Consider the following 16,232-nt stretch of genomic DNA (forward strand, 5'->3'; position numbering starts at 1 on the left):
CATTTTAGATGTAATAACTATTTAAACATATTTATTAATTAATAATTTATTTTATGAGACAAAAATATCTATTAAATTTTTTTGCAACTGCTTTTTTATTCATGCTTCCAATAGCATTAAAAGCACAAACAATAAAAGGTAAAGTAACTGATTCTTCTGGAGAAGGATTACCCTACATGAACATTATTGAAAAAGGAACCTCTAACGGTGTTCTTACTGATGATGATGGTATTTTTACTATTACTGTAAAAAGCTTACCAACAACTTTAGTAATATCTTCTATGGGGTTTGAAACTAAAACGGTACCCGTATCTAAAGATTCTTATTTAACAATAGTCGTTAATGAAGATAATGCTTTAGACGAAGTTGTGGTAACGGGTAATAGAACAAAACCAAGAACAATATTAGATTCTCCTGTACCAATTGACAATATCGATGTTGCAGAATTAACCAAAAGTGGAAAACCTACTTTAGACAGAATGTTAACTTTTAAAGTTCCTTCTTTCAATTCTCAAAATCAGGCGATAGCAGATGCAACTGCACATTATGACCCAGCTGATTTACGTGGGTTAGGACCAAGTAGAACTTTGGTTTTAATTAATGGTAAACGTAAAAACCAAAGTGCACAAGTATATTTAAACAGAACTCCTGGTAAAGGTGAGGTTGGGGTAGATTTAAAAAGTATACCTACTGCTGCAATAGAAAGAGTTGAAGTTTTAAGAGACGGAGCTTCTGCAATTTATGGTTCTGATGCAATTGCTGGTGTAATGAATATTATTCTTAAAAAAGATGTAAACTATTCTACTTTTACTTCTAAAGCGGGTATTACTTCAGAAAATGATGGTTTTAACTTTTCATCAGACTTTAATACTGCTTTTAATTTTGGCGAAGGCGGATTTGTAAATATTACTTTAGGTTATTACAAACAAGCAATAACAAACAGAGCAGGAGAAGTAACTGATGTTGGAACTACTGAAAGAGATATTGCTTGGTTAGAAGAAAATCCAACTGCAGGTATGACTGTTGGGCAACCAGAAATGGAGAAGAAAGATGTTTTTGTAAATATGGAACATCCTATTGGAGAGAACTCTACATTATATTCTTTTCATGGTTATACAACTAGAGATGGAAAAAGTTTTGCTTACTACAGAGCTCCATATTGGAGAAATGATGTTGCAGATGCAAACTTTTTAACTGCAGACCCAGAAGATTTTATTGGGTATCAACCAACTTTTGAAACAAAAATTAATGACCACATTAACTCTCTTGGTATAAAATTTCCTTTAGCTGAAGGATGGAATGCTGATGCTAGTGTTACTTATGGTTCTAATGATGTAGATGTAACAGTAAACAATTCTGTAAATAGAGATTATTTAGCAGATCATGGAACTTCTCCAAGAACTTTTAAACCAGGTGGATATGCTTTTACAAACATTGTAGGTAATTTTGATGTTGCTAGTCAATTATCTGATGCCGTAGGAATTGCTTTTGGTGTAGAATACAAACAAGAAATTTTTAAAGCAAACGAAGGTGATCCTTTATCTTATTACGGAGCTGGTTCTGATTCTTTTGCAGGTATAAAACCAGATGAAGCCGGTAAGTTCTCTAGAAATAATATTGCATTATACTCTCAATTAGAATATGATATTACAGATGCTTTCTTATTAGGTATTGCTGGTAGATATGAAGACTTTACAGATGCTGGAGATAATTTTTCTTGGAAAGCAAACGGACGTTATAAGTTAGGTGACAATGGTGCGTTAAGAGCTTCTTACAGTACTGGTTTTAGAGCACCAACATTACACCAGTCTCATATTACACTTAGCCAGTACATTATTGTTGCTGGTTCATCAGAGCCTTTATTACAAGGAACTCTTGCAAACGACAATCCTGCTGTACAAGCTTTAGGTGTTCCAAGTTTAACACATGAAATTTCTAAAAACTTATCTGCTGGTTTAACTTATAAATTTAATAGAAACTTTTCTGCTTCTGTAGATTTTTATCAAATTAAAGTAGATAATAGAGTTTTATTCTCTTCTCAAATTGGTTCTGATAGTGATGATACTACAACAAACCCTGTAGAACAAATTTTAGAAGACAACGGTGTTGTTGCTGTACAAGTATTTATAAATGCAGGTGATACAAAAACAACCGGTGCAGATGTTGTATTAAATTATAGAAATATAGAAATAGGAGAAAGTGGTAAATTACATGCAAGTTTTGCTGCTAACTTTAATGAAACTACACTAGATGCTATTAACACGCCTCAAACAATTTCTGATGCAGGTTATAATATTTTTGATAGACAAGAACAAGGTTTAATTACTAATTCTAGACCAAAATCTAAGTTGATTTTAGGTTTAAATTATGTAGCTGATAAATGGGATATTTCTTTTAATAACACTCGTTTTGGAGAAGTTATTGTTACAGCTCCAGAATCTGGTGGTACAGATCAAACTTTATCTTCTAAAATTTCTACTGATTTAGGTTTTGGATATAGATTAACAGATAAAATAACATTTAATGCAAACATTAATAACATTTTTGATGTTTACCCAGACGAAACTTTGGCTTCTACGAATACAGCTGAGGCAGGTTCTAGATTTACTTACTCCTCAGAAGTACAACAATTGGGTATAATGGGAACAAACTTTAGTGTTGGAATAAACGTTCAATTCTAAAATAGATATTTATTGAATTGATTATTTGGATTTGAATTCCTCCTCATTAAGAAAATATTTTTTTGAGGAGGTTTTTTAACTTTAAAAAACAAAAACTTTATTTTATGAAACAAAACATCTTATTAAAATTATTTACAATTACCTTTTTGTTTATGCTTCCGTTAGGATTAATGGCACAAACAGTAAAAGGTAAAATTACAGATTCTTCTGGCGAAGGGTTACCTTACATGAATATTATAGAAAAAGGAACTTCTAATGGAGTTGCTTCTAATAATGATGGTAGTTTTTCTATTAACTTAAAAAACATTCCAACTTCTATTGTAATTTCTTCTATGGGGTTTGAAACTAAAACAATTAAAGTAACAGATACTTCTTTTTTAACCATAGTTGTTAATGAAGACAATGCTTTAGATGAAATAGTTGTTGTTGGTTCTAGAAACTCTAAAAGAACAGCAGTAGATACAGCTGTACCTGTAGATATTATAGACGTACAAGATTTAGCTGTAAAAAGTGGTAAAGTAGAAATTAATGATATTTTACAATTTGCTGCACCATCATTTAATGCCTCAAAACAATCTGGTTCTGATGGAGCAGACCATATTGTACCAGCATCTTTAAGAGGTTTAGGTCCAGATCAAACCTTAGTTTTAATCAACGGAAAAAGAAGACATCAATCTTCTTTAGTAAATATTTTTGGTACAAGAGGTCGTGGAAACTCTGGTACAGATTTAAATGCAATTCCTTCATCAGCAATTAAAAGAATAGAAGTTTTAAGAGATGGAGCTTCTGCACAATATGGTTCTGATGCAATTGCAGGTGTTATTAATATCGTTTTAAAAGATGATACTGATGGTATTTCTGCAGGAATAACTTACGGAGCTTACAGTACTGCTGTTGGTGGCGATTATGCACAACAAATCTTTGACACCCAAGATGGTTGGGAGCCAGAATTGTATAATGTAGAGGGTAAAAATAGATTAGACGGAGAAGACAAAAGCTTTGATGGTGGAACTTTAAAATTAGACTTTAACTACGGAGCTAAAATAAACGACTTAGGTGGTTTTATCAATTTTACAACAGAATTCTTATCTAAAGAAAAAACATTAAGACCTGGTTTTTCTTGGAGAAAAGGTTATGGTAGTGCTGGTGTAGATGGCTTTAACTTTATGGTTAACTCTATTATTCCTATTTCTGAAGAAACAGAATTTTATGTTTTTGGAGGAAGAAATTACAGAGATACAGATGCTTATGCTTTTTCTAGAGATAGTTTTGAAGATGGAGACAATAGATCTGTACCAAGTATTTATCCAGATGGGTTTACACCAAGAATTACTTCTATTATAACAGACAACTCTATTTCTGCAGGTTTAAAACATGTTTTAGACAGCGGTTGGGAAGTCGATTTTAATAATACTTTTGGTATGAATAAATTCCATTATTACATAAAAGACTCTAACAATGCTTCTTTAGGTAGCGCTTCTCCTACAGATTTTGATGCTGGTGGACATAGTTTATCTCAAAATACAACAGGATTAGATTTTAGTAAATATTTTGAAGAAGCTGCTGAAGGAATAAATATTGCATTCGGATTAGAATATAGAACAGAGAATTTCCAAATTTTTTCTGGAGAAGAATCTTCTTATGGTTTATATGATGATAACGGAGTAATTATAACAAACCCAGCAATACAAAATGTAGCAACAGATTCTAACGGAGATGTTTTATCAGGTGGTTCTCAAGGTTTTCCTGGATATAGCCCAGATAATGAAGTTGATAGAAGTAGAACTAATTTAGGTTTATATTTTGATACAGAAGTTAATTTAAGCGAAGCTTTTTTAGTAAGTGCAGCTTTACGTTACGAGAATTATAGCGATTTTGGTAGTACGTTTAATTACAAATTAGCAAGTAGATATAAAGTAAACGATAATTTATCTTTTAGAGGTTCTATATCTAGTGGTTTTAGAGCACCATCTTTAGCACAAGTTTATTACAACTTAAAATTTACAAATATTGTTGCAGGTACTTCTGTACCTTCTTTATTATCTGCTAATAACAGTACTGTTACAAAAGCATTTGGAATTGGTGATTTACAGGAAGAAAAAGCCTTAAATACAAGTATTGGTTTTACTTATAAAAAAGGTGGATTTACAGCAACAATAGATGCATATTCTATTGCCGTTGACGACAGGATTATCTTAACAGACAACTTTACAGATCAAAGTATTTTAGGTCCATTAAATGTAGATGCTGCACAGTTTTTTGCAAATGGTGTAGATACTAAAACTAGCGGAGTAGATATTGTTTTAAATTACAAAACTACTTTAGGTAATGATGATAAAATTAATATTGGTTTAATTGGTAACTTAAATAAACTAGAGATTGAAGAAGTACATAACGGAGATTTAAATCCGTTTACTTTCTTTAGTGGTTTTTCTCAAGCTTATTTAGAAGCTGCGGCACCAGATTATAAATTTGGTTTAAACTTAGGATACATAAAAAAGAGATTCAACGCAAATGTAACTTTAACCAAATTTAGTGAAGTACAATTGCAAGATTTTCAATGGGTAGACTCTCCTCCAACAACGCAAGCAGAAGCAGATGCTTTATATGAGGTTGCTACGGATACTTATAACTCTTTAATTACAACAGATTTAAGTTTAGGATATCAAATATCAGACAAAGTAAGTTTAACACTTGGCGCTAATAACTTATTTAATATTTATCCAACTTCACAATTTGATGGATGGACAGATCAAGGTGGTTTAGCAGATTCTGTACAAATGGGTTCTGATGGAGCTTATTATTTTACAAGACTTAGCTTTAGTTTATAAGCAACAATTAAAAACTTAATTACTAAAGACTCAAATCATTTTGATTTGAGTCTTTTTTGTTTTAAAAATACTGATGATGTAAAATCTGTCTTTATTATAACCTCATCATTCTTTAATAACTACATATTAAAACCTAATAATCAATTGTTTGATTGATTTTTTGTTACAAAAAAACACTACTTTTAACCTAAATTTAAGCTTTTTAAGAAATTTTAAGAGCCTGAAATATAATGTATTGTTAAACTTAAAATGAGTTGTAATTATTAAACTCAAATAATACTACTTTTATCAAAAATCAACCAAATATGATAAAAATAATACTCTATTTTACATTACTATTTTTTAATATTTTAGTAATTAATTCTCAAACAATTTCAGGTAAAGTTGTAAACCTAAACAACTCAAAACCAATCGAAAAAGCTGCCCTTTTTACAGATATAAAATCTGGTACAACATCAGACGAATCTGGTAATTACATGTTAAACTTAGATAACGTTAAGATAATTACTATTTCTTGTTTAGGTTATCAATCTAAAACAATTACAAAAACTCAATTAATAAACAATAATTACGTTGTAAACTTGCTAGAAAACGTAAATCTATTAGATGAGTTTCAATTGAACCTTACTAAAATATCATTAGATAGTTTATTGATTAAAACAACTAATAATATGAGGGAAAATTACCTTTCATCACCTGTAAAACAAGAACTTTATGCTATCGAAAATCAAAATATGGATTTTAAAAAATTAGATTTCGAATTAAAATCTAGTTCTTTATTAAGTAGAAAAAAAAGAAAATTAGCAGAACAAGATTTAACAAAATTTGCTGATAATATTCAAAAGAAAAAACCTGCTTTTGGTACAGAGTTTAAAATAGATATTTTAAACAAAAGATCTCATTCAGAAAAACTAAAAAGAAAGATTGATATCTTTAAAGTAGAAAATGTTGAAGGTTATAAAAACATTGATATTGGTGATGGTGTTACCGTGGAAAACATTACCGAAAAATTGCAAAATATCGTTTTAAAACATTTAAACTCTAAAAACACTTATAAAGTAAAATCCGGGCTTTTTAAAGTAGAAGACTCTTTGTCTTTAGCAGAAACGTCTCAAATGGCAGATTCTCTTGCAAAAGACAATCGTTTTATAAATTATTATAGAACATATCCTCTTAGAAATATAAAAAATAAAGGTACCTTTTTTAAGTATTCATCAGAAAGAAATTTTTTGAATCAAAAATATTATGAGCATCATTTAGAGGAAAATGAAATCTTAGGAACAAAAAAATATTATGTAATTTCTTTTACACCAGATAAATCAAAATCGAAGTATTCTGGTAAGATTTATATTGACCCAACAGATTTTTCAATTAAAAAAATGAAATATAGTTTTGCTGATGGTAAACGTGGAGAGCATATAAATTTAAAATTTTTATTAGGTATTAAATTTTCTGAAAACATACATGATGTAACCGTTTTTTATGAAAAAAATGAAGAGGACAAAATTTATGCTTCTTATTTAAAAGAAACAAGTACTAATTATGCGTATGTAGATAGGCCTATAAAATTTATAGAAAATGCAGGAGATAAAAACAAAGTAAAATTTAATATTAAAGTAGAAATAGATGTAACCGAAAGTTATGAAACCTATGTAAACAAAGTAGTTTCTATTAATGAAGATAGCTTTAAAAAGCTTACAAAAGAAGAGATTAAAGAAGCAGTTAAAAAGAAAACTCCTTTTATGACAGAAAATGAGTATCAAAATTCTGATTGGAAAAACAAAAAATACATCCATCAATATTTAGAACAATATAATTAAACAAAAAATCCCCAAATCGAATGATTTGGGGATTTTTTTATGTTTAAAGTAAATACTTAGTCGTGCATAAAACTTTGCTTAGCTAAAAGCTCTTCATCTGTTTCTACAACATCATCATCTGGCACACAACAATCTACAGGACATACTGCAGCACATTGTGGCTCTTCATGAAAACCTTTACATTCTGTACACTTATCTGGCACAATGTAATAAAGCTCATCAGAAATAGGTTCTTGATCTTCATCTGCATCCACAGATTTACCATTTGGTAATACTGCATTTCCAGATAAGTTTGTTCCGTCTGAATATTTCCAATCATCTGCTCCTTCGTATATTGCCGTGTTAGGACATTCTGGTTCACAAGCCCCACAATTTATACATTCATCTGTTATAATAATAGCCATAATTTTCTCTTCTGTTTTTGTACCTTTGCGTTTGCAAAAATAAAGCCAAAATTATAGACAACCAAAATAAATGATTAGTATTCAAAATAGAATTACTGCATTCGTAAAATTAGGAGCTTTTTTAAGTCAGTTTTCTAATGAAGGAATCATAAAAAAAGATAATATTGAGTATAATGAAATCTTTTTTGATGTTTTTGTGCACCAAATAAAATTATCTCAAGAAAAAAATTCTTGGTTTACAAAAGATAATTTACTTTTTGCACTAAACTCATGGACTAAAACCCTAAACAACAAAAATTTAGTAAATTTCACTAAAAACATTGATGGCACTAAAATTTCTAATAAAAAAGTTGCTATTATTTTAGCAGGTAATGTTCCTTTAGTTGGCTTTCACGATTTTTTATCTGTGTTAATTTCTGGTCATTCGGTACTTGTAAAACAATCGTCTAGCGATAAACATTTATTACCATTTATAGCAAAGTATTTAGAGCATGTAGAAACTGGTTTTAAAGGAAAAATCACTTTTACAGAAGAAAAGTTATCTGATTTTGATGCTGTAATTGCTACTGGAAGCAATAATACTGCACGTTATTTTGAGTATTATTTTAAAGGGAAACCTAATATTATTAGAAAAAGTAGAAATTCTGTAGCTGTTTTAACAGGCAAAGAAACTGAAGAAGATTTTATAAAATTATCTGATGATGTTTTTCAATATTTTGGTCTAGGTTGTAGATCTGTTTCTAAATTATATGTACCTAAAGGTTATAATTTTGATGCTTTTTTTACAGGAATGTATGCTAAAAAAGAAATAATCAACAACGCTAAATACGCTAATAATTACGATTATAATAAGGCAGTGTATTTGATGAGCGAGTTTGATTTATTAGAAAATGGTTTTTTAATGATTAAAGAAGACGAAAGTTACTCCTCGCCTATTGCAACTGTTTTTTATGAATATTACGATAATGAAATAGATTTAAAAATAAAATTATATCAAGACAAAGAAAAAATTCAATGTATTGTTGCCAAAGACTTTATAGAAAATGAAGTTGCTTTTGGGCAAACACAACATCCAGAGCTAACAGATTTTGCTGATGGTGTAAATACTTTAGAATTTTTATCAACTATATAATTTCGTTTAAGATGTTATTTTGAGCGAAATGAAATGGATTCGAAAAATCTAAATTTTTAATAAGATTTCTCCACAAGGTCTAAATGACATCTTTAACAAACATTAAACTTTGAAACTTAAAAAAATGAAAAAACATAATTTTAGTGCAGGTCCTTGTATTTTACCAGAAGAAGTACTTAAAAAAGCATCAGAAGCTATCTTAAATTTTAATGATGATAATTTATCATTAATAGAAATTTCGCACAGAAGTAAACCTTTTGTTGCCGTAATGGAAAAAGCGCGTTCTTTAGCTTTAGAATTATTAGGTTTAGAGAATAAAGGATACAAAGCACTATTTTTACAAAGTGGTGCAAGTATGGAATTTTTAATGGTTGCGTATAATTTATTAAATAAAAAAGCAGCTTATTTAAATACCGGAACTTGGTCTGATAAAGCCATTAAAGAAGCCAAGGCTTTTGGAGAAGTAGTTGAGGTTGGTTCATCAAAAGACAAAGGTTACAAATACATTCCTAAAGGATTTACAATTCCAAAAGACGCAGATTATTTTCATTGTACAAGTAATAATACCGTTGCAGGAACTCAAATTAAAAATTTCCCAGAAACAAATATTCCTTTAATTTGCGATATGAGTTCGGATATTTTTTCTCGTCAATTAGACTTCGAAAAATTCGATTTAATTTACGCTGGAGCTCAAAAAAACATGGGGCCTGCAGGTGCAACTTTAGTAATTATTAAAGAAGAAATTTTAGGAAAAGTAGAAAGACATATTCCATCAATGTTAAATTATCAAATTCATATTGATAAAGACAGTATGTTTAATACTCCTTCTGTATTTGCTGTGTATGTTTCTATGTTAACATTACAATGGTTAAAAGATTTAGGCGGAATTAAATTTATAGAAGAAGTAAACAATAAAAAAGCAACTCTCTTATATGATGAAATTGATAGAAACCCTCTTTTTAAAGGAATCGTAGAAAAAGAAGATAGAAGTACAATGAATGCTACTTTTGTTCTAACAGATTCTAGCCTAAAAGAAACTTTTGATGCCATGTGGGCAGAAGCAGGAATTAATGGTTTAAACGGACATAGAAGTGTTGGTGGCTATAGAGCAAGTATGTACAATGCATTGCCTCTATATAGTGTACAAGCTTTGGTTGATGTTATGCAAGAATTAGAAAGATTACAAAAATAATATACTAAGTAGCATAGCTATAAAGTTTAAGAGTCAAAACTTTGCAACCCTTAAACTTTGAGCTTTTGCAACTAAAAAAATAATAAATGAAGATATTAGCAAATGACGGACTTTCTAAAAGCGGAGTTGATGCTTTAGAAAAAGGAGGATTTGAGGTTTTAACTGTAAAAGTTGCTCAAAATCAGCTAGAAAATTATATCAACCAACATAATATTGATGCAATCTTAGTAAGAAGTGCAACACAAGTAAGACAAGAATTAATTGAGGCTTGCCCTAGTTTAAAACTAATTGGACGTGGAGGTGTTGGTTTAGATAATATTGATGTAGAATATGCAGAAGATAATGGCTTACACGTAATAAATACACCCGTAGCTTCTTCTAGTTCTGTTGCAGAATTAGTTTTTGCACATTTATTTGGTATGGCAAGATTTCTACATTCTTCTAATAGAGAAATGCCTTTAGAAGGAGATTCTCGTTTTAAAGATTTAAAAAAAGCGTATTCTAACGGAATTGAGTTGAGAGGTAAAACTATCGGGTTAATTGGCTTTGGTAAAATTGGTCAAGAAGTTGCAAAAATTGCCATTGGTTTAGGTATGCATGTTTTAGCTACTGATGAGCAAATAACTAATGCACCAATTACTTTAGAGTTCTTTAACGGACAAAAAACTACTTTTAATATTGATACAATTGATTTAGAAGAGGTTTTAAAAGAAGCCGATTTTATTTCTTTACACACTCCTGCTCAAGAAAATTATATCTTAGCAGCAGAACAGTTTGAAAAAATGAAAGATGGTGTTGGAATTATAAATACTGCAAGAGGCGGAATTTTACATGAAGTAGATTTAGTTAAAGCCATAGAAAGTGGGAAAGTACAATTTGCAGGTTTAGATGTTTTTGAAACAGAACCTACACCAGCTGTTCAGCTTTTAATGAATCCAGATTTATCTTTAACACCTCATATTGGTGCTGCAACCTTAGAAGCACAAGATAGAGTTGGATTAGAATTAGCAAAACAAATTATTGAACTTTTACGTTAATGAGCACAATTGCAAACAACTTAGTAAAAATACAACAATCAATACCTGATAACGTAACTTTAGTTGCAGTATCTAAAACCAAACCTGTAGAAGATTTACAAGAAGCCTATAATGCTGGACAAAGAATTTTTGGTGAAAATAAGATTCAGGAAATGGTTGAAAAGTATGATGTTTTACCTAAAGACATTAAATGGCACATGATTGGTCATTTACAAAGTAATAAGGTAAAATACATGGCTCATTTTGTAGATTTAATTCACGGAGTTGATAAATTTTCCACTTTAAAAGAAATAAATAAGCAAGCTAAAAAACACAATAGAGTTATTAATTGTTTACTGCAAGCTAAAATAGCCAAAGAAGATACTAAGTTTGGATTGTCTTTTAATGATATTGAAGGTATATTATCTTCTGAAGAAATTAAAGAATTAGAAAACATAAAAGTTGTTGGTTTTATGGGAATGGCTACATTTACAGAAAACCAACAACAACTACAAGAAGAATTTTTATCATTAAAAAACTTCTTTGATGCTCAGAAATTAGATACCAATACGACAAGTTGTAACTTAGATATTCTTTCTATGGGAATGAGTGGAGATTATTTACTAGCCATTGAAAACGGAAGTACGATGGTAAGAGTTGGTAGCTCTATATTTGGTCACAGAAATTATAATTATTAAATTTAGCTAAAATAAATAAGAATTTGTACGCAATTTTAGATATTGAAACGACGGGAGGTAAGTTTAATGAAGAAGGCATCACAGAAATTGCTATCTACAAGTTTGACGGTCATACAATAGTAGATCAATTTATTAGCTTGGTTAATCCAGAAAAACCTATTCAAGAATTTGTTGTAAAACTAACTGGTATTAACAACAAAATGCTTAAAAATGCGCCCAAATTTTACGAAGTAGCAAAACGTATTATAGAAATTACAACTGATTGTATTTTAGTAGCACACAACACTTCTTTTGATTACAGAATTCTTAGCACAGAGTTTGATAGATTAGGTTACGATTTTAATAGAAATACATTGTGTACGGTAGAACTTAGTCAGCAATTAATTTTAAATCAATCTTCTTATAGCTTAGGTAAGCTTACAAAATCTTTAGGAATACCAATGACGGATAGACACAGAGCTTCTGGAGATGCATTGGCTACTGTACAATTATTTAAACTACTTTTAGAAAAAGACACCAATAAATCTATAATACAGAGTTTTATAAAATATTTTGATAGAAGAGTAGAAAAACAAAAATTAAGAACTTTAATAGATGAAATACCTGCTGTACAAGGTTTATTTTTTGTGCATGACACAAACGGTAAAGTTATCTTTATAGGTAGAGGAAAAGATATTAAAGCAGAACTAAATAAACTTTTCTTAAAAGCAACCAGAAGAGCAATTAAAATTCAAGAAAGAGCCCAATCTATTTCTTTTGATAAAACAGGTAATGAGCTTTTTACTCGCTTAAAATATGCTATAGAATTAGATGTTTTATCACCTAAATTCAACTTTAAGAAAAAAGCAAAAACAAACCTTAAAGAATTTAATAATGATAACTTTATCATCATAGAAAAAGGTAGAGAAGTAGAAGAAAATGCCATTATTTTGATAGAAAATAATGAAGTTTTTGGTTACGGTTACACTAATTTAAATTTCCAAGAAAATCAATTAGACATTTTAAAGTCTATACTTACTCCTATTGAAAACAAAATACAAGCAAAAAATATTATTAAAAATTATATTAACAGAAGTAAAGTTCAAAAGATTATAAGACTGTAATGAAATTATTCTCCCTAATATTATTATTTCTATCAACCTTAACATTTTCTCAAAAAAACAAATCATCCAAAATGGGTCAAACCACTTTAGATGAGTTAAAAATGACTGTTTACGACAAAGATTCTACTGCAGCAGCAGTTGTTTTGTACGAACACGCAAACGTTTATTTAGATCCTGAGTTCGATTATAAAACAAGAACAGATTATTACTACAGAATTAAAATTCTAGATAAAGCTGCTTTCGATTTTGCTGATGTTGAAATACATCTATACAAAGAAAAAAAAGCTATAGATGTAAAAGCAATTACTTATAATTTATCTGAAAACGGAGGACTTTCTAAAAATACTATCAATAAAGATCAAATTTTTAAAGTAAAAGATTCCGAAAACTGGAGCTCTACAAAATTTACCATGCCAAATTTAAAAGAAGGTAGTGTTATAGAGTATTCTTACAGTGTAATATCTCCATATCTTGGTATAGATGATTGGTATTTTCAATCTTCAATACCAAAGATTAAAAGCGAAATAGATGCTGCTGTTCTTGGTAACTATAAATATAATGTTAGACTCGTTGGTTTCTTACAACTAGATAAAGACGATCCTTCTATAAAGAAAAAATGTCTTTATATTGATGGTATTGGTGAAGGTGCTTGCGTTATTTATTCTTACGGAATTAATAATATTCCTGCGTTTAAAGAGGAGGATTATATGCTAAGTAAAAAAAACTACATCTCTCGTTTATCTTTTGATTTAAAAACCTACACAAGTACAAGGGGTGTTGTAGAAGAATATACAACAACATGGAAGCAGGCAGACAAGCAATTAAAAGATATATTTTTAAACAATCAAACTTCTAAAAAAAGTTTTTTTAGAAAAAATATACCCGAAAACATTTTAAACACAGAAGATCAATTAACAAAAGCTAAAGACATTTATAGTTTTATTAAAAATCATTTTACTTGGAACCAAAAATTTTGGAATAGTGCTGATGAGAAAATAAAAAAAGCCTTTGATAAAAAGTCTGGTAGTGCAGGTGAAATTAACCTATCTCTATACAACAGTTTAAAAGCGGCAGATATAGATGCCAATTTAGTTATTTTATCAACTAGAGATAATGGAATTCCAACTAAATTATTTCCTGTTATTTTTGATTTTAATTACGTAATTGTTCAAGTTGTTATTAACGGTACAGAGTATTTTTTAGATGCAACTAATAAATATTTGCCTTTTGGTCAAATTCCTTCTAGATGTATAAATGGTCAAGCGAGGTTAATCAACTCTAAAAAAGAAAATAATTGGATTACTCTAAAACCTAAAATTGAAACCTCTAAAAAAATGAATGCAATATTTTCTTTAAATGATGAAGGAAATTTTGAAGGTTCTTTATTAATAAGAAGGCAAGGTTATGAAGCTTTAAACCAAAGAGAAAAAATAAACACTTTAACAGAGAACGCTTATTTAGAATCTTTTGAAACTGATTATTCTGATGCTGAAGTAGATGATTATAAAGTGAAAAAATTAAACCAATTAGAACAGCCTATTGAAGAGGTTTTTGATTTAAAAATAATTAGTGGTAATGATTTATCAAATAAAATTAGAATTAATCCTTTCTTTTTTGATAGAATAAAAGAGAATCCTTTTAAATTAAAAGAAAGAAATTATCCTGTAGATTTTGCGTATGCAAGATCTAATAGTTTTAATTTAAGCCTATCTTTTCCTGAGAACTATAAAGTAGTTCAAATACCAGAATCTAAAGCATTTGCGTTACCAGAAAACGGAGGCGTATTTACTATTAAAAGTATTATAAAGGAAAAATCAGTAGTTATTTATTTACGATTTAATATCAAAAAAGAAATTTTTAACCCTTATGATTATGAGTATTTAAAAATTTTCTTTGATAAAGTTATAAAATCAGAAAGTTCTGATATCGTTTTAGAGTTAAAATCTTAAAAAATATCAGATAATTTCGCTTATTAAAAATAATTAAAAGCACTTTTTTAAATAATAATTGATATTTTAGCCATCAATAGATGATAAACCAAGACCAATTAATTTTACAATTTCAACAAAAGGATGTTAAAGCCTATGAAAAACTATACAATATGTATTGTGATAGTATTTCTGGAGTTGTAAATAATATTGTTAAAAACGATGATGTTGCACAAGAAATTACGCAAGATGTTTTTATAAAAGCTTGGAATAATGCTGAATCTTACTCAGCTAAAAAAGGACGTTTTTTTACTTGGATACTTAATATTGCTAGAAATGCTGCTATTGATTATACGCGTTCTAAAAAATTTAAGCAATCTAAACAAAACCTTAACTCAGATTTTTTCGTAGATATACTAGAAACAAGTTCTAGTTTAGATAGTACAACAAATACTATTGGCTTAAAAGAATTTGTTACTAATCTAGGTGCAAAATGTAAATCGGTAATAGAATTGATTTATTTTAAAGGGTTTACACAAAAAGAAGCATCAGAAGAATTAAACATGCCAATTGGCACAATAAAAACAAGAAATAGATCCTGTATTGGCGAGTTACGCTCAATGATGGGAATATAAAAAAATGGATACGAAAGATTACATAGCGTCCGGAATTTTAGAACTGTATGTTGCAGGTTCGCTTTCTGAAAAAGAAAACGAAGAAGTGCACAATGCAATTTTAAAAAACCCTGAGTTATTAGCAGAAGTAGAATCGATAGAAAAAGCGATTGTACACTTAACCGCTGCAACTAAAAAAGATGCTTCTTATTCATTTTCTTCTATTAAAAATCAATTAAAAGTTGATAAGACTAAAGTAATTTCTATTGCCAAACCAAAAAACAATTGGAAACAATATTTAGGTTGGGCAGCAGCATTTATATTGGGTTCTACTTTAATTTTATCTGTACTTCAAAACAATAAATTAAAAGAACAAGTTGCTACAGAAAAACAACAATTAGAAGAGCAAATAGACAAAGCTTCTAATAGTTTAGCTGAAGCAGAAAAATTAATAGATATCTTTAGAGATAAAGATATTATTTCTGTGCCTTTAGCAGGGCAAAAAGTTTCGCCAAATTCTTATGCTAAAGTATATTGGGATAAAAAAACAAAAAGTATTTATTTAGACGCTAAAGGTTTACCAGAACCACCAAAAGGAAAAGTTTACCAAGTTTGGTCTTTAAAACTAAGTCCGTTAACACCAACAAGTTTAGGTACAATAGATACATTTACTGCTGATGCTAATAAAATATTTACCATAGAAAATGCAAACGAATCTGAAGCATTCGGTATTACTTTAGAACCTGCAGGTGGTAGCACCTCTCCTACTCTAGAGCAATTATATACTTTAGGAGCCGTTTCTTCTTAAAAGAA

The 16,232-nt window shown here is 29.3% G+C and carries 12 protein-coding genes; 11 read left to right on the forward strand and 1 reads right to left on the reverse strand.

Going from position 1 to position 16,232, the window contains the following annotated elements:
* Positions 1-53: 53 nt before the first annotated feature.
* From ACJJVY_RS05540 to ACJJVY_RS05550, 3 genes are all read left to right on the forward strand, one after another.
* Positions 54-2,681: a TonB-dependent receptor gene (locus tag ACJJVY_RS05540; RefSeq protein ID WP_405606005.1), complete on the forward strand. Its 2,628-nt coding sequence runs from the start codon at positions 54-56 to the stop codon at positions 2,679-2,681.
* Between the two features lie 104 nt (positions 2,682-2,785).
* On the forward strand, positions 2,786-5,512 hold the full coding sequence (locus ACJJVY_RS05545) for a TonB-dependent receptor (protein WP_405606007.1): 2,727 nt from the start codon (positions 2,786-2,788) through the stop codon (positions 5,510-5,512).
* Between the two features lie 305 nt (positions 5,513-5,817).
* The gene (locus ACJJVY_RS05550; RefSeq protein WP_405606009.1) at positions 5,818-7,332 is read left to right on the forward strand and encodes a carboxypeptidase-like regulatory domain-containing protein; all 1,515 of its coding nucleotides are present in this window, start codon (positions 5,818-5,820) and stop codon (positions 7,330-7,332) included.
* Positions 7,333-7,388: 56 nt separating this feature from the next.
* On the opposite strand, the gene ACJJVY_RS05555 is transcribed toward ACJJVY_RS05550, so the two are convergent.
* The gene (locus ACJJVY_RS05555; RefSeq protein WP_405606011.1) at positions 7,389-7,736 is read right to left on the reverse strand and encodes a 4Fe-4S dicluster domain-containing protein; all 348 of its coding nucleotides are present in this window, start codon (positions 7,734-7,736) and stop codon (positions 7,389-7,391) included.
* Positions 7,737-7,806: 70 nt separating this feature from the next.
* On the opposite strand from ACJJVY_RS05555, the gene ACJJVY_RS05560 reads away from it, so the two are divergent.
* The 8 genes from ACJJVY_RS05560 (at position 7,807) to ACJJVY_RS05595 (ending at position 16,227) form a co-directional block, all read left to right on the forward strand.
* Positions 7,807-8,868, forward strand: a complete 1,062-nt coding sequence (locus ACJJVY_RS05560; RefSeq protein WP_405606014.1) for an acyl-CoA reductase — start codon at positions 7,807-7,809, stop codon at positions 8,866-8,868.
* Between the two features lie 124 nt (positions 8,869-8,992).
* Positions 8,993-10,060: a 3-phosphoserine/phosphohydroxythreonine transaminase gene (serC, locus tag ACJJVY_RS05565; RefSeq protein WP_405606016.1), complete on the forward strand. Its 1,068-nt coding sequence runs from the start codon at positions 8,993-8,995 to the stop codon at positions 10,058-10,060.
* 86 nt (positions 10,061-10,146) lie between these two features.
* Positions 10,147-11,097, forward strand: coding sequence for a D-2-hydroxyacid dehydrogenase (locus ACJJVY_RS05570; protein WP_405606018.1), 951 nt, complete (start codon positions 10,147-10,149; stop codon positions 11,095-11,097).
* On the forward strand, positions 11,097-11,774 hold the full coding sequence (locus tag ACJJVY_RS05575) for a YggS family pyridoxal phosphate-dependent enzyme (protein ID WP_405606019.1): 678 nt from the start codon (positions 11,097-11,099) through the stop codon (positions 11,772-11,774). The genes ACJJVY_RS05570 and ACJJVY_RS05575 overlap by 1 nt, the downstream gene beginning before the upstream one ends.
* A gap of 23 nt (positions 11,775-11,797) precedes the next feature.
* Positions 11,798-12,877 carry a PolC-type DNA polymerase III gene (locus tag ACJJVY_RS05580; protein WP_405606020.1) on the forward strand — a complete coding sequence of 360 codons (1,080 nt, stop codon included), beginning with the start codon at positions 11,798-11,800 and terminating at the stop codon, positions 12,875-12,877.
* Between the two features lie 71 nt (positions 12,878-12,948).
* Complete coding sequence (locus tag ACJJVY_RS05585) at positions 12,949-14,826, forward strand: hypothetical protein (protein WP_405606021.1); 1,878 nt, start codon at positions 12,949-12,951, stop codon at positions 14,824-14,826.
* An 83-nt stretch (positions 14,827-14,909) separates the two neighbouring features.
* Positions 14,910-15,440: an RNA polymerase sigma factor gene (locus ACJJVY_RS05590; RefSeq protein WP_405611593.1), complete on the forward strand. Its 531-nt coding sequence runs from the start codon at positions 14,910-14,912 to the stop codon at positions 15,438-15,440.
* Positions 15,441-15,444: 4 nt separating this feature from the next.
* Positions 15,445-16,227, forward strand: coding sequence for an anti-sigma factor domain-containing protein (locus ACJJVY_RS05595; protein WP_405606022.1), 783 nt, complete (start codon positions 15,445-15,447; stop codon positions 16,225-16,227).
* Positions 16,228-16,232 lie beyond the last annotated feature (5 nt).

The organism is Polaribacter sp. Asnod1-A03, assembly GCF_045063585.1.
In the GTDB taxonomy this organism is placed as follows: domain Bacteria; phylum Bacteroidota; class Bacteroidia; order Flavobacteriales; family Flavobacteriaceae; genus Polaribacter.